Source organism: Stenotrophomonas sp. DDT-1, assembly GCF_001580555.1.
Taxonomy (GTDB): Bacteria; Pseudomonadota; Gammaproteobacteria; order Xanthomonadales; family Xanthomonadaceae; genus Stenotrophomonas; species Stenotrophomonas sepilia.
Genome location: NZ_LEKR01000002.1, coordinates 187,134 through 204,983, shown reverse-complemented (window position 1 = coordinate 204,983; position 17,850 = coordinate 187,134). Strand labels below are relative to the sequence as shown.

Sequence of the window (17,850 nt, the reverse complement as noted above, 5' to 3'; positions counted from 1 at the left end):
CCAGGAGCAGAACCAGGGCTGGCTGACCGACGAACTGATCGCCGGCGTGGCCAAGTACCTGGACCTGCCGCCGGTGTGGGCCTACGAGGTCGCCAGCTTCTACTCGATGTTCGAGACCGAGAAGGTGGGCCGCAACAACGTGGCCATCTGCACCAACATCAGCTGCTGGCTCAATGGCGCCGAGGACATCGTGCGCCATTGCGAGAAGAAGCTGGGCATCAAGCACGGTGAATCGACCCCTGACGGCCGCGTCTACCTCAAGCGCGAGGAAGAGTGCCTGGCCGGCTGCGGTGGCGCGCCGATGATGGTCATCAACGGTCACTACCATGAGCGTCTGACCCTGGAAAAGGTCGACGAGCTGCTGGACGGGCTGGAGTAAGGGCATGGCACATCACCACGAATCCAAGGGTCCGGTCGGCCCCGCGCCGCTGCCGCACCAGGTGGTCTATACCACCTTGCATTACGACACCCCGTGGTCGTACGAAAGCTACCTGAAGACCGGTGGCTACGCTGCCCTGCGCAAGATCCTCGAAGAGAAGATCCCGCCGGAGCAGGTCATCGAGATGGTCAAGGCCTCGGGCCTGCGCGGCCGCGGTGGCGCAGGCTTCCCGACCGGCCTGAAGTGGTCCTTCATGCCCAAGGGCAACATGCAGAAGTACATCCTCTGCAACTCGGACGAATCCGAGCCGGGCACCTGCAAGGATCGCGACATCCTGCGCTACAACCCGCATTCGGTGGTGGAAGGCATGGCGATCGCCTGCTACGCCACCGGTTCGACCGTGGGCTACAACTACCTGCGCGGTGAATTCCACCACGAGCCGTTCGAGCACTTCGAGCAGGCCCTGGCCGACGCCTATGCGAACGGCTGGCTGGGCAAGAACATCCTCGGCAGCGGCGTGGACATCGACATCTACGGCGCGCTGGGCGCCGGCGCGTACATCTGCGGCGAAGAAACCGCGCTGATGGAATCGCTGGAAGGCAAGAAGGGCCAGCCGCGTTACAAGCCGCCGTTCCCGGCCAACTTCGGCCTGTACGGCAAGCCGTCGACGATCAACAACACCGAAACCTACGGTTCGGTGCCGGCGATCATCCGCAACGGCCCGGAGTGGTTCAAGGGCCTGAGCCTGACCGCCAACGGCGGCCCGAAGTGCTTCTCGGTGTCCGGCTGCGTGCAGAACGGCGGCAACTTCGAAGTACCGCTGGGCACCACCTTCGACGACCTGCTGGAAATGGCCGGTGGCCTGCGTCCGGGCCGCAAGCTCAAGGGCGCGATCCCGGGCGGCGTGTCGATGCCGGTGCTGACCGCGGCCGAGCTGAAGGGCCTGCCGATGGACTACGACACCATCCGTGCGCTGGGCTCCGGCCTGGGCTCGGGTGCGATCGTCGTGCTCGACGACAGCGTCTGCTGCGTCAAGTTCGCCTGCCGCATCAGCCAGTTCTTCCACAAGGAATCCTGCGGCCAGTGCACCCCGTGCCGTGAAGGCACCGGCTGGATGCACCGCGTGCTGGAGCGCATCGTCGCCGGCAAGGCCACGATGGAAGACCTGCACCAGCTGAAGGCAGTGGCCGGGCAGATCGAAGGCCACACCATCTGTGCGTTCGGCGAAGCGGCTGCATGGCCCATCCAGGGCTTCCTGCGCCAGTTCTGGGACGAGTTCGAGTACTACATCGTCAACGGTCATTCGATGGTTGACGGCAAGAAGGTGGAGGCAGCCGCTGCATGAGCGCGCAACCCGTGAATCCGAGCGTCCCACCCGATCACGTCACCATCGAGATCGATGGCAAGTCGCTGGTCGTGCCCAAGGGCTCGATGATCATCCAGGCGGCCGACAAGGCCGGCATTCCGATTCCGCGCTTCTGCTATCACGAGAAGCTGCCGATCGCCGCCAACTGCCGCATGTGCCTGGTGGACGTGGAGAAGTCGCCGAAGCCGGCGCCGGCCTGTGCCACCCCGGTGATGGACGGCATGAAGGTCGCCACCCGCAGCGAGAAGGCGCTGAAGTTCCAGCGCTCGGTGATGGAGTTCCTGCTCATCAACCACCCGCTGGACTGCCCGATCTGCGATCAGGGCGGCGAGTGCGAGCTGCAGGACGTGTCGCTGGGCTATGGCCGTTCGGTCAGCCGCTTCAACGAGCGCAAGCGTGTGGTGCCTGACGAGGACATGGGTCCGCTGGTTGCCACCGAGATGACCCGCTGCATCCAGTGCACCCGCTGCGTCCGCTTCACCGCCGACGTTGCCGGTACCTACGAACTGGGTGGCATGTACCGCGGTGAGAACCTGCAGATCGGTACCTTCGACGGCAAGCCGCTGACCACCGAGCTGTCCGGCAACGTCGTCGACGTCTGCCCGGTCGGCGCGCTGACCAACAAGGTGTTCCAGTTCCGCGCCCGCCCGTGGGAACTGACCGCGCGCGAGTCGCTGGGCTATCACGACGCGATGGGTTCGAACCTGTTCCTGCACGTGCGTCGCGGCGAAGTGCTGCGCACCGTGCCGCGCGACAACGAAGCCGTGAACGAGTGCTGGCTGTCCGACCGTGACCGCTACTCGCACCAGGGCCTGTACAGCGAAGACCGTGCGGTCAAGCCGCTGCGCAAGGTCAACGGCGAGTGGAAGGAAGTGAGCTGGGCCGAAGGCCTGGCCGCGGCCGCCGAAATCCTCAAGGCCAACCAGGGCGACAACCTGGGCGTGCTGGTGCACCCGTCGACCTCGAACGAGGAAGGCGCACTGCTGGCCCGCCTGGCCAAGGGCCTGGGCTCGGGCAACATCGACCACCGCATCAACAACCGCGATTTCTCCGACGCCGCAACCGCCGAAGTGTTCGGCCTGCCGCTGGCTGAGATCGAGGGCGCCGACCGCATCGTGGTCCTGGGCAGCAACATCCGCCACGAACTGCCGCTGCTGCACGCTCGCCTGCGCAAGGCGCAGACCACCAAGGGCGCGAAGATCCACGTCGTCAATCCGGTGGACTTCGACTTCGCCTTCAGTGTCGCCGGCAAGCAGATCGTTGCCCCGTCGAAGTTCGTCGACGCGCTGGCCAACGCCGAGCTGCGTTCGGCCGTGCAGGGCGGCAACAACACCGTGCTGATCGTTGGTGGCATCGCCGAGAACCACCCGCAGGCTGCCGCGATCCGCGCTGCCGCGCGTGACTTCGCTGCCGCTACCGGTGCCAAGCTGTGCCGCATCCCGCAGGGCGCCAACGCCGTTGGCCTGACCCGCGCCGGCGTGCTGCCGGCCGGCAAGGACGTCGCCGCGATGCTGGCGCAGCCGCGCCAGGCCTACGTGGTGTACGGCCTCGAGCCGGGCCTGGACTTCGCCGACGCCCCGGCCGCCCGCAAGGCGCTGGCCGGTGCCCAGGTGGTGGCCTTCAGCCAGTTCGCCTGCGCCTCGACCCGCGACGTTGCCGACGTGATCCTGCCGATCGGTGCGCTGCCGGAAATCGATGCCACCCTGACCAACCTCGATGGTCGCGAGCAGTCGGCCCGTGCCGGCGGCAAGCTGCCGGGCGAGGCCCGCGAAGGCTGGCGCGTGCTGCGCGCACTGGGCGGCGACATGGCGCTGGCCGGCTTCGACTTCACCGACCTGGCCGGCCTGCGTGCCAGCCTGGCCCCGGTGTCGGTCACCGTCGCTGCTTCGGCGCAGCCGGCGGTTGCCGGCGAAGGCCTGGAAGTGGCTTCGACCGCCGCGATCTACCGCACCGATGCGGTGGTCCGTCGCGCGCCGGCGCTGCAGTCGCATCCGCTCAACAACGCCCCGCGCATCGTGCTGAACGCTGAAGATGCCGCTCGCCTGCAACTGCAGGAAGGGCAGATGGCCAAGGTCGGCACCGATGCCGGCAAGGCCACCCTGCCGGTGGTGGTCGACGCCCGCGTCGCTGCGGGTTCGGTCTGGATTGAATCGGGCCACGGCGCGACCGCGCCGCTGGGTGCCGCTCGCGTATCGGTGGTGGCTGCATGAACGAATTGCTGTTGAACGCGGTCGACCCGCTGCACCAGTGGCTGCTGGGCCTCGGTGACATCGGCGCACTGATCTGGATCATCCTGAAGATCCTGGTGATCACCGTGCCGGTGATCATCTCGGTGGCCTTCTATGTGGTCTGGGAACGCAAGCTGATCGGCTGGATGCACGTCCGCCACGGCCCGATGTACGTGGGCATGGGCATCTTCCAGGCCTTCGCCGACGTCTTCAAGCTGCTGTTCAAGGAAGTGGTCCAGCCGAGCAGCGCCAACAAGGCGATCTATCTGCTGGCACCGCTGATCACCCTGGCCCCGGCCTTCGCGGCCTGGTCGGTGGTCCCCTTCGATTCGCAGATCGTACTGTCCAACGCCAACGCCGGCCTGCTGTACCTGCTGGCGATGACCTCGCTGGGCATCTACGGCATCATCCTGGCCGGTTGGGCATCGAACTCGAAGTACGCGTTCCTGGGTGCCATGCGCGCCTCGGCGCAGATGATCAGCTACGAAATCGCCATGGGCTTCGCCCTGGTCGGCGTGATGATCGCCTCGGGCAGCCTGAACCTGAGCAACATCGTCGCTGCGCAGGCCGGCAGCTCCGGTTTCTTCGACTGGTTCCTGCTCCCGCTGTTCCCGCTGTTCGTCATCTACTGGGTGTCGGGCGTGGCTGAAACCAACCGCGCGCCGTTCGACGTGGTGGAAGGCGAGTCGGAAATCGTTGCCGGCCACATGGTCGAGTACTCCGGCGGTGCGTTCGCCCTGTTCTTCCTGGCCGAATACGCGAACATGATCCTGATCAGCTTCCTGATCTCGATCTTCTTCCTCGGCGGCTGGCTGAGCCCGGTCCAGGGCTGGGTTGATCTGGGTAACGTCTCGCCGCTGGTCGACTGGATCTGGAAGGGCGGTGCACCGTGGCTGTTCGTCAAGGTGTTCTTCTTCGCCAGTGCCTACATCTGGTTCCGTGCCAGCTTCCCGCGCTTCCGCTATGACCAGATCATGCGCCTGGGCTGGAAGGTCTTCATCCCGCTGGCCATTCTGTGGATCGCGGTTACCGCCGTCATGGTGTTCTTCGGCGTGATTCAAAAGGGCGTCTAAGTGATGAACAGGATTACCCATTACTTCAAGAGCCTGCTGCTGCTCGAACTGCTGGCCGGCCTCTGGCTGACGCTGAAGTACAGCTTCAAGCCGAAGTACACGATGATGTACCCGATGGAGAAGTTCCCGCAGTCGCCGCGCTTCCGTGGCCTGCACGCCCTGCGCCGTTATCCCAACGGCGAAGAGCGCTGCATTGCCTGCAAGCTGTGTGAAGCGGTGTGCCCGGCGCTGGCCATCACCATCGACTCGGCCAAGCGCGAGGACGGCACCCGCCGCACCACCCGCTACGACATCGACCTGTTCAAGTGCATCTTCTGCGGCTTCTGCGAAGAAAGCTGCCCGGTGGACTCGATCGTCGAAACCCACATCCTCGAGTACCACTTCGAGAACCGTGGCGAAAACATCGTTACCAAGCCGCAGCTGCTGGCCCTTGGCGACCGTCTCGAGTCCGAGATCGCCGAGCGTCGTGCCGCCGATGCCGCTTACCGCTGAGGTCGAGAGATGGATTGGGTAAATATCGCTTTCTGGGTGTTCGCCATCGCGGCAACGGTTTCGGCCGGTGCGGTGATCAGCGTGCGCAACCCGGTTCACGCCGTGCTCTGCCTGGTGCTGACCTTCTTCTCCATTGCCTGCGTGTGGCTGCTGGTGGGTGCCGAGTTCCTCGGCGTGGCCCTGGTGCTGGTCTATGTCGGCGCGGTGATGGTGCTGTTCCTGTTCGTGGTGATGATGCTGGACATCGACCCCACCAAGCTGCGTGAGGGCTGGGTGCGCTACCTGCCGGTCGGCCTCATTGTCGCGGTGGCGATGCTTGCGCAGATGCTGATCCTGATCGGCGTCAAGGCACGCTCGGTCACGCCGTTCCCGGCCGACAACGCCGCTGCGGTCGCCGCCGACAGTTCCAACATCACCTGGCTGGCACGCACGCTGTTCACCGAGTACCTGCTGCCGTTCGAGTTCGCCGCCGTCATCCTGACTGTGGCCGTGGTTGCCGCCGTCATGCTGACCCTGCGCCGCCGTACCGGCGTCAAGAGCCAGAACCCGGGCGAGCAGACCATGGTCAAGGCCGGCCAGCGCCTGCGCATGGTCAAGATGGGTGCCGAAGCACCGGTCGTGCACAGCAACAGCAAGCCGGCCACCGGCGAGGAGACCCAGCCGTGATTACCCTTGGCCACATCCTTGCGCTTGGCGCGGTGCTGTTCGCCATCAGCCTGGCCGGCATCTTCCTCAACCGGAAGAACGTCATCGTCCTGCTGATGTCGATCGAACTGATGCTGCTGTCGGTGAACATCAACTTCGTCGGCTTCTCGCGCCAGCTGGGCGATCCGTCCGGCCAGCTGTTCGTGTTCTTCATCCTGACCGTCGCCGCCGCGGAAGCCGCCATCGGCCTGGCGATCCTGGTGACCCTGTTCCGTACCCGCCGCACGATCAATGTCGGCGAAGTCGATTCGTTGAAGGGCTGATCCACAGATGGAAATCACTCTCTCCAAGAGTCTGTTGATCGCAGTGGTGCTCGCACCGCTGTTCGGCAGCATCATCGCCGGCCTGTTCGGTCGCCAGGTCAAGCGCTTCGGCGCGCAGACCATCACCATCCTCGGCGTCGCGGTGGCCTGCGGCCTTTCGATGTACACGTTCTACCAGTTGATGTGGGGCGGCGCGCAGCCGTTCAACCAGAACATCTATACGTTCTTCGAAGTCGGCCAGTACTCGGCCCACGTCGGCTTCATGGTCGACAAGCTGACCGCGATGATGATGGTGGTGGTGACCTTCGTGTCGCTGCTGGTCCACATCTACACGATCGGCTACATGCAAGACGATCCGGGTTACCAGCGGTTCTTCAGCTATATCTCGCTGTTCACCTTCTCGATGCTCACCCTGGTGATGAGCAACAACTTCCTGCAGCTGTTCTTCGGCTGGGAAGCGGTGGGCCTGGTGTCGTACCTGCTGATCGGCTTCTGGTTCAAGCGCCCGACCGCGATCTTCGCCAACATGAAGGCGTTTCTGGTCAACCGCGTCGGTGACTTCGGCTTCCTGCTCGGCATCGCCGGCGTGCTGTGGGTGTTCGGCACCCTGGACTACTCGCAGGTGTTCTCGCAGGCCGGCATGCTGTCCGACCCGCGCGCCCAGCTGCAGATCTGGGACGGCACCCTCCTGGGCATGCAGCTGCTGAACGAGCCGGTGATCTGGTCGATCGCCACCGTCATCTGCATCTGCCTGTTCATCGGTGCCATGGGCAAGTCGGCCCAGGTCCCGCTGCACGTGTGGCTGCCCGACTCGATGGAAGGCCCGACCCCGATCTCGGCACTGATCCACGCCGCGACGATGGTGACCGCCGGTATCTTCATGGTCACCCGCATGTCGCCGCTGTTCGAGCTGTCGCAGACCGCGCTGAACTTCGTGCTGTTCATCGGTGCCACCACCGCCTTCTTCACTGGCCTGATCGGCATCGTGCAGAACGACATCAAGCGCGTCGTCGCGTACTCCACGCTGTCGCAGCTGGGGTACATGACGGTTGCACTGGGCGTGTCGGCCTACTCGGCAGCCGTGTTCCACCTGATGACCCACGCCTTCTTCAAGGCGCTGCTGTTCCTGGGTGCCGGCTCGGTCATCATTGCCATGCACCACGAGCAGGACATGCGCAAGATGGGTGGCCTGCGCAAGTACATGCCGATCACCTTCATCACCATGTGGATCGGTACGCTGGCACTGGTGGGCACGCCGTTCTTCTCCGGCTTCTACTCGAAGGACACCATCATCGAGGCCGCCGAGCTGCACGCGCACCTGTCCAACAACTGGGTGGCCACCTACGGCTACTGGGCAGTGCTGGGTGGCGTGATCGTCACCAGCTTCTACAGCTTCCGCCTGCTGTTCCTGACCTTCCACGGCAAGGAGCGTTTCCGCGACGTGCATCATGACGATCATGGTCACGGCCATGACGATCACCACGCCGCCGACGCCCACCACGGCGATGCGCATCACGATGACCACGGCCATGGCCACGGTCCGCATGAGCCGCACGAAACCCCGTGGGTGGTGACCCTGCCGCTGATCCTGCTGGCCATCCCGTCGATCGCCATCGGTTTCTTCAGCATCGGTCCGATGCTGTACGGCACCGACTGGGCCGGCCACCATGCCCACGATGCCATCAAGGGCCAGGCGCATACGTTCTTCACCGGCATCGTCGACTTCTACGATCCGGCCAAGAACACCATCGGCTTCCTGGGTGAGGAGTTCCACGGCCCGGTCGCCTTCGCGCTGCACGGCATGATGGCTCCGGCGTTCATGCTGACCGTCGCGGGCTTCCTGCTGGCCGCACTGTTCTACCTGTGGAAGCCGGACCTGTCGGGCAAGGCGCGCAAGGCCTTCGCTCCGCTGGTGTCGGTGCTGGAAAACAAGTACGGCTTCGACAAGCTGTGGATCGATGGCTTTGCCGGTGGCAGCGTCAAGCTGGGCAAGGTCTCGCGCTGGATCGACAGCAACATCGTCGACGGCGTGGTCAATCTCTCGGCACGTGTTGTGGACGTCGCAGCCGGCGTGCTGCGTCGTACCCAATCCGGTTTCCTCTATCACTACGCCTTCGCGATGATCATCGGCCTGATTGCCCTGCTGGGCGTGCTGATGCATTACCTGCGTTGATGACCTGTACGGAATAAGAAGACGTGTCGAACTGGCCTCTACTCAGTGTCCTCATCTGGCTGCCGATCATCGGTGGTGCCCTGATCCTTGCGATCCGTGATGCGCAGACCGCCCGCTGGGCGTCGCTGGGCGTCGCGGTGCTCACCTTCGTTGCAAGCCTCTCGCTGCTGAGCGGCTACAACGCGGGCATCGACGGCCTGCAGTTCGTCGAGACCCATGCGTGGATCCCGGCGTACAAGATCGGCTACAACCTGGGCGTGGACGGCATTGCCGTGGCGCTGATCCTGCTGACCACCCTGGTCAGCGTGCTTGCCCTGATCGGCGCCTGGAGCGCCATCGACAAGCGCGTGAACCAGTACGTGGCGGCCTTCCTGATCCTGGAAGGCGTCACGGTCGGTATCTTCGCGGCGACGGACGCGATGCTGTTCTACGTGTTCTTCGAAGCCATGCTGATCCCGATGTTCCTGATCATCGGTGTCTGGGGCGGCCCGCGCCGCATCTACGCTGCGCTGAAGTTCTTCCTGTACACCTTCCTCGGCTCGGTGCTGATGCTGGTGGCGTTGATCTACCTGTACATGAAGGGCGGCAGCTTCCAGCTGGCCGACCTGTATGCACTGCCGCTGTCGGCCAAGGAACAGACCTGGATCTTCTTCGCGTTCCTGATCGCCTTCGCGGTCAAGGTGCCGATGTTCCCGGTCCATACCTGGCTGCCGGACGCCCACGTGGAAGCGCCGACCGCCGGTTCGGTGATCCTGGCCGCCATCGCCCTGAAGATCGGTGGCTATGGCTTCCTGCGCTTCAACCTGCCGATCGTCCCGGACGCTTCGCAGGAATGGGCCTGGCTGGTGATCGCGCTGTCGTTGATCGCGGTGATCTACGTTGGCCTGGTCGCCCTGGTGCAGGACGACATGAAGAAGCTGATCGCCTATTCGTCGATCGCGCATATGGGCTTCGTCACCCTGGGCACCTTCATCGCCCTGTGGCTGGTGCGTGAAGCCGGCAACGCCGATGCCGCCCGCCTGGGCCTGCAGGGCGCCATGGTGCAGATGATCTCGCACGGCTTCGTGTCCGGCGCAATGTTCTCCTGCGTCGGCGTGCTGTACGACCGCATGCACAGCCGCCGCATCGCCGATTACGGCGGCGTGGTCAACGTGATGCCGTGGTTCGCCACCTTCGCCATGCTGTTCTTCATGGCCAACGCGGGCCTGCCCGGTACCAGCGGTTTCGTCGGCGAGTTCATGGTCATCCTCTCGGCCTTCCAGCGTAATCCGTGGATCGCGCTGGGCGCGGCCACCACCCTGATCATCGGCGCCGCCTACACCCTGTGGCTGTACAAGCGCATCTTCTTCGGTGAAGTGGCCAACAGCCATGTTGCCGAACTGAAGGACATCAACGGCCGCGAATGGCTGGTGCTGGGCGTGTTCGCCATCGGCGTGCTGGCCCTGGGCATCTATCCCAAGCCGCTGACCGACCTGATGGAGCCCTCGATCGCGAAGCTGGCGATGCAGATCGCATCCAGCAAGCTGCTGTAATTCCAGGATTTGATGATGACCACCTCGCCGCTGCTGCCATTGACCGCCGCTGACCTGCCACCGCTCGCTCCCGAGCTGGTGCTGATCGGCAGCGCCTTCGCCCTGATGATCCTCGACCTGTTCGTCAGCAACCGGAACAAGATCGTCACCCACCTGTTCTCGCTCGCTGCGCTGGCCGTGGTGCTGTTCATGCTGGCCACCGGCGTGGGCGGGCAGGGCGAGGTCTTCCATGGCATGTTCGTGCGCGATACCGCCGCGGACGTGATGAAGACCGGGATCGTGCTGCTCAGCGGCCTGACCCTGGTCTATGGCTGGCGTTATCTGCGTGACCGCAACCTGTTCCAGGGCGAGATCCCGGTGCTGATCCTGTTCGGCACCGCCGGCATGATGATCCTGGTGTCGGCCGGCAGCCTGCTGATGGTCTACCTGGGCCTGGAACTGCTGGCGCTGTGCTCCTACGCCCTGGTCGCCAGCAACCGCGAAAACGGCCTGGCCTCGGAAGCGGCGATGAAGTACATCGTGCTCGGCTCGCTGGCCTCTGGCCTGCTGCTGTACGGCATGTCGCTGATCTACGGCGCGACCGGCAGCCTGCACCTGGACGTCATCCGTGACGCCATCCCGCACTCGGAAGAGCGCGTGCTGCTGATCACCGGTGCGGTGTTCATGATCGCCGGCGTCGCCTTCAAGCTGGGTGCGGCACCGTTCCACATGTGGCTGCCGGACGTGTACCAGGGTGCCCCGGCACCGATCGCGCTGTTCATCAGCTCGGCGCCGAAGCTGGCCGCCTTCGGCATGGCCTACCGCCTGCTGGAAATGGGCGTGGGCCCGCTGTCGACGGAACTGCAGCTGCTGATCGCCGGCCTGGCCGCAGTCTCGTTGGTCATCGGCAACCTGATGGCCATCGCGCAGAGCAATCTCAAGCGCATGCTGGCGTTCTCCACCGTCTCGCACATCGGCTTCCTGCTGATGGGCATCGCCGGTGGTGGCGCGCAGGGCTATGCCGCTGCGCTGTTCTACGCACTGGCCTACGCCATCATGTCGACCGCCGCCTTCGGCGCGATCATCGCGCTGTCGCGTGCCGGCTTTGAAGCCGAGAACATCGAGGACTTCAAGGGCCTCAATGCCCGCAACCCGTGGATGGCAGGCCTGGTGCTGTGCATCATGGCGTCGCTGGCCGGCATCCCGCCGTTCCTGGGCTTCTGGACCAAGCTGGCGGTGCTGGGCGCGGCCGTCAACGGCGGCCTGCTGTGGCTGGCCATCCTGGGCGTGCTGTGCGCCGTGGTCGGCTGCTTCTACTACCTGCGCGTCATCAAGGTCATGTACTTCGATGAGCCGGTGGGCGAGGCCATGCCGCGCAACAACGACCGCGTGCTGGGTGTGGTGCTGGGCGTCAATGCCCTGGCGCTGCTGGCCCTGGGCCTGGCCTGGAACCCGATCATGGTCTGGTGCCAGCAGGCATTTGCGCATCTTGCATAAAAGTTGACACAAAGCTGCGCGATTCGTGTAATATGCGCAGCCTGAGTTGTCACTGCAGCGGTTCAGCCAGAACATCGTTGCGGTAGCCCTCCTCGAAAGAGCAGGGCAGCAGTTCAAACACTTCCGGTGCGGGGTGGAGCAGTCTGGCAGCTCGTCGGGCTCATAACCCGAAGGTCGCAGGTTCAAATCCTGCCCCCGCTACCAACTTCCGATCGGCGCCAACCGGTTTGATGAATGAGGGAAGGCTTGCAGTTTTTGGAGCCATCGCTCATAATTCCGCTTCTGATGCGGGGTGGAGCAGTCTGGCAGCTCGTCGGGCTCATAACCCGAAGGTCGCAGGTTCAAATCCTGCCCCCGCTACCAAGTAAGAAGATCGCCTTCGAAGTCCTGCTTCGAGGGCGTTTTTCTTTGGGCTGGCCCGGCGCTACCCGTACGCCGCACGGTGGTAGCGCCGGGCCATGCCCGGCGAGCGCAGCGGACGCTTCGGGGTAGCCCCGCACCTTGCACCAGCGCGGTGCAGCCGCTATCATCAGCGGCCTAGCAGTACCCCTGAAGGCGGCCTCCCAGCGGGAGTCCGGACCCGGAAGGAGGGCCGCAACCGGCAGGCGATGCAGGTTGCAACCGGAATCCAGTCACCGGAGTCTTTCCGGAAAAGGGGCCCAACGGGCCCTTTGTCGTTTCCGGGGCGTCATGTTTCCACGCCGGCCAAGGCCGGCACCCAACCATAGAGATCAAGGCAGGCTGTGAGCGACAAGGCAACCGACATCGCGAATCTGCTCGCCCCGACCGTTGTGTCGCTGGGCCTGGAGCTGCTGGGCGTTGAGTATCTGCCGGCCCCCGGCGGTGCGACCCTGCGCCTTTACATCGACGTGCCGCTGGCTGAACAGCCTGAGCGCATCATCAATGTCGACGACTGCGAGCGGGTCAGCCGCGAAGTCTCGGCGCAGCTGGACGTCGAAGACCCGATCAGCGGCAATTACACGCTGGAAGTGTCCTCGCCGGGCGTGGACCGCCCGCTGTTCAACCTGGAGCAGTTCGGCCGCCACCAGGGTGAATCAGCCAAGGTCACGCTGAAGCTGCCGCAGGACAACCGTCGTCGCCTGCAGGGCCGCATCGAAGCGATCGACGAGGCCGCGGGCACCATCACCTTCATCGTCGACAAGGCTGAAGTGGTCGTGTCGGCCGACAACATCGACAAGGCACGGATCATGCCCGACTGGGTGGCGCTGGGGCTGGCCCCGAGCAAGCCGACCGGTCCGGCACCGAAGCGTCCGAAGCCGAACACGAATTCTTCTTCCAACGAGCCGGCGGCAAAGAAGCCGCGCGCGGAGTGAGCCAATGAGCAAGGAACTGTTGCTGGTAGTCGACGCAGTCGCCAACGAGAAGGGCGTGCCGCGTGAAGTGATCTTCGATGCCATCGAGGCCGCCCTGGCCTCGGCAGCGAAGAAGCGCTATCCCGAGGAGGAAGTGCTGACCCGCGTGGTCATCGACCACAAGGATGGCAGCTACGAAACCTTCCGCCGCTGGGAAGTGGTGGCTGATGACGTGGTCATGGAATCCCCGGATCGCCAGATCCGCCTGATGGACGCCGTCGACGAGGCCGAAGGCGTCGAGGTCGGCGACTACATCGAAGAGCAGATCGAGAACCCGGACTTCGGCCGCATCGCTGCCCAGGCCGCCAAGCAGGTCATCGTCCAGCGCGTGCGCGAAGCCGAGCGCCAGCAGGTCGTGGATGCATGGAAGGATCGCGTGGGTGAGCTGATCACCGGTGTGGTCAAGCGCGCCGAGCGCGGCAACATCTACGTCGACCTCGGTGGCAATGCCGAAGGCTTCATTCCGAAGGACAAGGGCATTCCGCGCGACGTGCTGCGTGCCGGCGACCGCGTGCGCGGCTACCTGGCCGAAGTGCGCTCGGAGCCGCGTGGCCCGCAGCTGTTCATCAGCCGCGCCGCGCCGGAGTTCATGATCGAGCTGTTCAAGCTGGAAGTGCCGGAAGTCGGCCAGGGCCTGGTGGAAATCAAGGCCTGCGCCCGCGATCCGGGCGACCGCGCCAAGATCGCCGTGCTGGCCCACGACCAGCGCACCGATCCGATCGGTGCCTGCATCGGCATGCGCGGTTCGCGCGTGCAGGCCGTGTCCAACGAGCTCAATGGCGAGCGCGTGGACATCGTGCTGTGGAACGACAACCCGGCCAACTTCGTCATCAACGCGATGGCGCCGGCCGAAGTGCAGTCGATCATCGTCGATGAGGACAAGCACTCGATGGACCTGGCCGTTGCCGAAGACCGCCTGGCCCAGGCGATCGGCAAGGGCGGCCAGAACGTGCGCCTGGCCAGCCGCCTGACCGGCTGGCAGCTCAACGTGATGACCCAGGACCAGGTCACTGCCAAGTCGGAGGCCGAGCAGGCTGCCGCCCGCCAGCTGTTCATGGACAAGCTGGAAGTGGACGAGGAAATCGCCGGCATCCTGGTCAGCGAAGGCTTCGGCACCGTCGAGGAAATCGCATATGTCCCGGTCGGCGAACTGCTGGCCGTGGAAGGTTTCGACGAGGACATCGTCGAAGAGCTGCGCGCTCGTGCCCGCGATGCGCTGCTCAATGAGGCCCTGGCAGTCGAGGAAGGCCTTGAAGACGGCCAGCCGGCGCAGGACCTGCTGTCCCTGAAGGGCATGGACGAAGCCACCGCATATGCGCTGGCCGGCCACGGCGTGCGTACCAGCGAGGACCTGTCCGACCTGGCCGCCGACGAGGTCATGGACTTCGGCATCGAAGGACTGGATCAGGCGCGCGCCGCTGCGCTGATCCTGGCCGCCCGTGCCGAGGAGATCGCCCGACTGGAACGCGGCGAATGAGCCGGCAATGAACAGGGCCCTGAGCCGCTCAGGGCGTAGAATCCGCGCCACCTCCAGATGCGGGGGGGCGCCCACAAGATCATAGGATCCGAATGTCGCAGCAAACCACCATCCGCAAGCTTGCCGAACTGGTCAACACGCCGGTCGAAAAACTGCTGGAACAGCTGGCCGGTGCCGGCATGAAGTTCAGCGGTCCCGACCAGGTCGTGACCAGCTCCGAGAAGGTAAAGCTCCTGGGCTTCCTTCGTCGTTCGCACGGCAAGCCCGAGCAGGCCCCGGAAGAGACCGATCAGTCTGCGAAGAAGATCACGCTCAACCGCCGGAAGCAGCAGGAAGTGACGGTCAATTCCGGTCGCAGCAAGACGACCGTGAATGTCGAGGTGCGCCAGAAGCGTACCTACGTCAAGGATGGTGCTCGCGCCATGACGCCGGACGAAGAGCGCGCCGACATCCTGCGCAAGCTGGAAGAGTCGCGTGCGCGCAACCTCGCCGAACAGCAGGCCCTGGCCGAGAAGGATCGTCTGCGCGACGAGGCCATCGTCCGTGCCCGTGAGGAAGAGGCCGCCGCCAAGGAACGCGCCGAAGCCGAGAAGAAGGCTGCCGAGGAAGCTGCGGCTGCGGCCAAGGCGGCCGAGGCACTGGCCGCCAGCAAGCCCAAGCGTGCTCCGATCGACGAAACCGCGCCGCGCCCGCCGCGCGCCCCGGCCGCCGCCCCGGCTGCGCCGCGTGGTGCTCCGCCGCCGCCGCCGCGCAACGACGAGCGCAACAACCGCAGCGCGCCGCGCAACGAGCGTGGCCCGGGCGACCGCTTCGCCGGCCAGATGCACCTGTCGGCCGCCGACCGTGCGCGTCGCGGCAACAGCAACAACAGCAATTCGCGTGGACGTCCGGGTGGCCGCAACCAGTCCGGTGGCCGTCGCGACATGTCGCGTGGTGGCAACAATGCCGGTCCGCACGCGTTCGAACGCCCGACCGCCCCGGTCGTGCGTGAAGTCGCGATCGGCGAGACCATCACCGTGGCCGACCTGGCGCAGAAGCTCGCGCTGAAGGGCGGCGAGGTGGTGAAGGCGCTGTTCAAGATGGGCGTGATGGCGACCATCACCCAGTCCATCGACCACGACACCGCTGCGCTGGTGACCGAAGAACTCGGCCACAAGGCGATCCGTGCCAACGACAACGATGCCGAAGACGCGCTGCTTGCTTCGACCGGTGAAAACCAGGGCGAAGCCGTGCAGCGCCCGCCGGTGGTCACCATCATGGGTCACGTCGACCACGGCAAGACCTCGCTGCTGGACTACATCCGCCGCACCAAGGTTGCCCACGGCGAAGCCGGCGGCATCACCCAGCATATCGGTGCCTATCACGTCGAAACGCCCAAGGGCGTCATCAGCTTCCTGGATACCCCGGGCCACGCCGCGTTCACCTCGATGCGTGCCCGCGGTGCCAAGCTGACCGACATCGTGGTGCTGGTGGTTGCTGCCGACGACGGCGTCATGCCGCAGACCAAGGAAGCGATCCAGCACGCCCGTTCGGCGGGTGTGCCGCTGATCGTGGCGATCAACAAGATCGACAAGTCCGGTGCCGACCCGATGCGGGTCAAGAACGAGCTGCTCTCCGAGCAGGTCGTGGCCGAAGAGTTCGGTGGTGACATCCAGATGGTGGAGATCTCGGCCAAGACCGGCCTGGGCATCGACGACCTGCTGGACGCGGTGTCGGTGCAGGCCGAACTGCTGGAACTGAAGGCCGTCGACGAAGGCCGCGCCTCGGGCGTGGTGATCGAATCGTCGCTGGACAAGGGCCGCGGCCCGGTCGCTACGGTGCTGGTGCAGCAGGGCCGCCTGAAGAAGGGCGACTACCTGGTGTGCGGTATCCAGTACGGCCGCGTGCGTGCGCTGTTCGACGAAACCGGCAAGCAGCCGGAGTTCGCCGGCCCGTCGATCCCGGTGCAGGTCCTGGGCCTGTCCGGTGTGCCGGAAGCCGGAGACGACTTCGTGGTGGTCGAGGACGAGCGCCTGGCCAAGGATGTTGCGCAGCAGCGTGAGACCAAGCGCCGTGAGTCGCGCCTGGTCGCCACCGCTGGCAGCCGCATGGAAGACATCATGGCGACCCTGGGCAAGGGCGAGGGCCAGCAGGTTCTCAACCTGGTCATCAAGGCCGACGTGCAGGGTTCGGTGCAGGCCCTGAGCCAGGCGCTGGTCGCGCTGTCCAACGAAGACATCCGCATCAACGTGATCCACTCCGGCGTCGGCGGCATCACCGAATCGGACGCCAACTCGGCGGCTGCTTCGAAGGCCACCGTCATCGGCTTCAACGTGCGTGCGGATGCTTCGGCCCGCCGCATCATTGAATCCAACGGCGTCGACCTGCGTTACTTCTCGATCATCTATGACGTGATCGATCAGGTGAAGCAGGTGGCATCCGGTCTGCTGGGCGTGGAGATCCGCGAAGAGATCATCGGTATCGCCGAGGTCCGCGACGTCTTCCGCAGCTCCAAGCTGGGCGCCGTTGCCGGCTCGATGGTCATCGAGGGCGTGGTCAAGCGCAACAAGCCGATCCGCGTGCTGCGCGACAGCGTGGTGATCTTCGAGGGCGAGCTGGAATCGCTGCGTCGCTTCAAGGAGAATGTCGAGGAAGTCCGCAACGGTACCGAATGCGGTATCGCGGTGAAGGCCTACAACGACGTCAAGCCAGGCGACCAGATCGAGTGCTTCGAGCGTATCGAAGTGCCGCGCACCCTGTAATGCTGCAAGGTGGCCCGACCAACGGTCGGGCCCTACCATGTACCTGTAGCGCCCGACCGTTGGTCGGGCGACAACTGAACCAAGAGCTGCTCGTGCCCAAGACTTTCCATCGAACCGACCGTGTCTCCGCCCAGCTGCGCCGTGAACTCGGCACCCTGGTGCACAACGCCGTGCGCGAGCACGGGTTGCCCTCGGTGAGCGTGTCCGACGTGGAAATCACCCGCGACATGGCCCATGCCAAGGTGTTCGTCACCGCCCTGATGCCGGAACGCTCGGCTGAAGCCGTGGCCGGCCTGAAGGAGCTGGGCTACCGCCTGCGCATGGACCTGGCCCGTGCGATGAAGCTGCGCCACGTGCCGGAGCTGCATTTCCACTACGACGATTCGGTCGACCGTGGTGAGCACATCGACAACATCCTGCGCGACCTGCCCGATACGCTGGCCGCGGAGAAGCGTCGCGAGAGCGACGAAGAATAAGCTAGCGCCGGGCCCATGCCCGGCGTCTTTTCATTCTGACCGTGCGAGGCCGGACGCTGGCCGCGCTTCGCGCTCGCCGGGCATGGCCCGGCGCTA

At 65.0% G+C, this 17,850-nt stretch carries 14 protein-coding genes and 2 tRNA genes; all 16 read left to right on the top strand.

Translation table 11 applies throughout. The annotated features are described in order from the left end of the window. Nucleotides 1-379 (top strand): NADH-quinone oxidoreductase subunit NuoE (gene nuoE, locus AB839_RS02040; protein WP_061478098.1); only part of this gene is annotated, 379 nt, incomplete at its 5' end. 4 nt (nucleotides 380-383) lie between these two features. Further along, a complete protein-coding gene (gene nuoF, locus AB839_RS02035; protein WP_005417934.1) occupies nucleotides 384-1,724 on the top strand; it encodes an NADH-quinone oxidoreductase subunit NuoF in 1,341 nt (446 codons plus the stop codon). Further along, entirely contained in the window at nucleotides 1,721-3,955 is a 2,235-nt protein-coding gene (nuoG, locus tag AB839_RS02030) for an NADH-quinone oxidoreductase subunit NuoG (protein WP_005417933.1), read from the top strand. Before nuoF ends, nuoG begins: the two co-directional genes overlap by 4 nt. Then, nucleotides 3,952-5,046: an NADH-quinone oxidoreductase subunit NuoH gene (gene nuoH / locus AB839_RS02025; protein ID WP_061478097.1), complete on the top strand. Its 1,095-nt coding sequence runs from the start codon at nucleotides 3,952-3,954 to the stop codon at nucleotides 5,044-5,046. Before nuoG ends, nuoH begins: the two co-directional genes overlap by 4 nt. A 3-nt stretch (nucleotides 5,047-5,049) precedes the next feature. Next, on the top strand, nucleotides 5,050-5,538 hold the full coding sequence (gene nuoI / locus AB839_RS02020; RefSeq protein ID WP_005417924.1) for an NADH-quinone oxidoreductase subunit NuoI: 489 nt from the start codon (nucleotides 5,050-5,052) through the stop codon (nucleotides 5,536-5,538). Between the two features lie 9 nt (nucleotides 5,539-5,547). Beyond that, nucleotides 5,548-6,204, top strand: coding sequence for an NADH-quinone oxidoreductase subunit J (locus AB839_RS02015; RefSeq protein WP_005417923.1), 657 nt, complete (start codon nucleotides 5,548-5,550; stop codon nucleotides 6,202-6,204). After that, complete coding sequence (nuoK, locus tag AB839_RS02010) at nucleotides 6,201-6,506, top strand: NADH-quinone oxidoreductase subunit NuoK (protein WP_005417921.1); 306 nt, start codon at nucleotides 6,201-6,203, stop codon at nucleotides 6,504-6,506. The genes AB839_RS02015 and nuoK overlap by 4 nt, the downstream gene beginning before the upstream one ends. A gap of 7 nt (nucleotides 6,507-6,513) precedes the next feature. Next, on the top strand, nucleotides 6,514-8,679 hold the full coding sequence (gene nuoL / locus AB839_RS02005; protein WP_061478096.1) for an NADH-quinone oxidoreductase subunit L: 2,166 nt from the start codon (nucleotides 6,514-6,516) through the stop codon (nucleotides 8,677-8,679). Between the two features lie 23 nt (nucleotides 8,680-8,702). Continuing rightward, complete coding sequence (locus AB839_RS02000; RefSeq protein WP_005410452.1) at nucleotides 8,703-10,211, top strand: NADH-quinone oxidoreductase subunit M; 1,509 nt, start codon at nucleotides 8,703-8,705, stop codon at nucleotides 10,209-10,211. Between the two features lie 15 nt (nucleotides 10,212-10,226). Then, nucleotides 10,227-11,687 (top strand): NADH-quinone oxidoreductase subunit NuoN, encoded by a 1,461-nt coding sequence (nuoN, locus tag AB839_RS01995; RefSeq protein WP_049415243.1) that lies wholly within the window; start codon nucleotides 10,227-10,229, stop codon nucleotides 11,685-11,687. Between the two features lie 127 nt (nucleotides 11,688-11,814). Then, a tRNA-Met gene (locus AB839_RS01990) sits at nucleotides 11,815-11,891 on the top strand. A gap of 82 nt (nucleotides 11,892-11,973) precedes the next feature. Further along, nucleotides 11,974-12,050: transfer RNA gene (locus AB839_RS01985), tRNA-Met, on the top strand. 380 nt (nucleotides 12,051-12,430) lie between these two features. Next, nucleotides 12,431-13,021: a ribosome maturation factor RimP gene (rimP, locus tag AB839_RS01980; RefSeq protein WP_005417913.1), complete on the top strand. Its 591-nt coding sequence runs from the start codon at nucleotides 12,431-12,433 to the stop codon at nucleotides 13,019-13,021. A gap of 4 nt (nucleotides 13,022-13,025) precedes the next feature. Beyond that, entirely contained in the window at nucleotides 13,026-14,537 is a 1,512-nt protein-coding gene (nusA, locus tag AB839_RS01975; protein WP_005417911.1) for a transcription termination factor NusA, read from the top strand. 92 nt (nucleotides 14,538-14,629) lie between these two features. After that, the gene (infB, locus tag AB839_RS01970; protein WP_053499259.1) at nucleotides 14,630-17,278 is read left to right on the top strand and encodes a translation initiation factor IF-2; all 2,649 of its coding nucleotides are present in this window, start codon (nucleotides 14,630-14,632) and stop codon (nucleotides 17,276-17,278) included. Between the two features lie 92 nt (nucleotides 17,279-17,370). Further along, nucleotides 17,371-17,754, top strand: a complete 384-nt coding sequence (rbfA, locus tag AB839_RS01965) for a 30S ribosome-binding factor RbfA (RefSeq protein ID WP_005410447.1) — start codon at nucleotides 17,371-17,373, stop codon at nucleotides 17,752-17,754. Nucleotides 17,755-17,850: the final 96 nt, after the last annotated feature.

Excerpts from the sequence above, each read along its gene's own strand:
- nuoF (WP_005417934.1), top strand. The coding sequence starts at position 384 with ATGGCACATCACCACGAATCCAAGGGTCCGGTCGGCCCCGCGCCGCTG.
- nuoG (WP_005417933.1), top strand. The coding sequence starts at position 1,721 with ATGAGCGCGCAACCCGTGAATCCGAGCGTCCCACCCGATCACGTCACC.
- nuoH (WP_061478097.1), top strand. The coding sequence starts at position 3,952 with ATGAACGAATTGCTGTTGAACGCGGTCGACCCGCTGCACCAGTGGCTG.
- nuoI (WP_005417924.1), top strand. The coding sequence starts at position 5,050 with ATGAACAGGATTACCCATTACTTCAAGAGCCTGCTGCTGCTCGAACTG.
- AB839_RS02015 (WP_005417923.1), top strand. The coding sequence starts at position 5,548 with ATGGATTGGGTAAATATCGCTTTCTGGGTGTTCGCCATCGCGGCAACG.
- nuoL (WP_061478096.1), top strand. The coding sequence starts at position 6,514 with ATGGAAATCACTCTCTCCAAGAGTCTGTTGATCGCAGTGGTGCTCGCA.
- nuoN (WP_049415243.1), top strand. The coding sequence starts at position 10,227 with ATGACCACCTCGCCGCTGCTGCCATTGACCGCCGCTGACCTGCCACCG.
- nusA (WP_005417911.1), top strand. The coding sequence starts at position 13,026 with ATGAGCAAGGAACTGTTGCTGGTAGTCGACGCAGTCGCCAACGAGAAG.
- infB (WP_053499259.1), top strand. The coding sequence starts at position 14,630 with ATGTCGCAGCAAACCACCATCCGCAAGCTTGCCGAACTGGTCAACACG.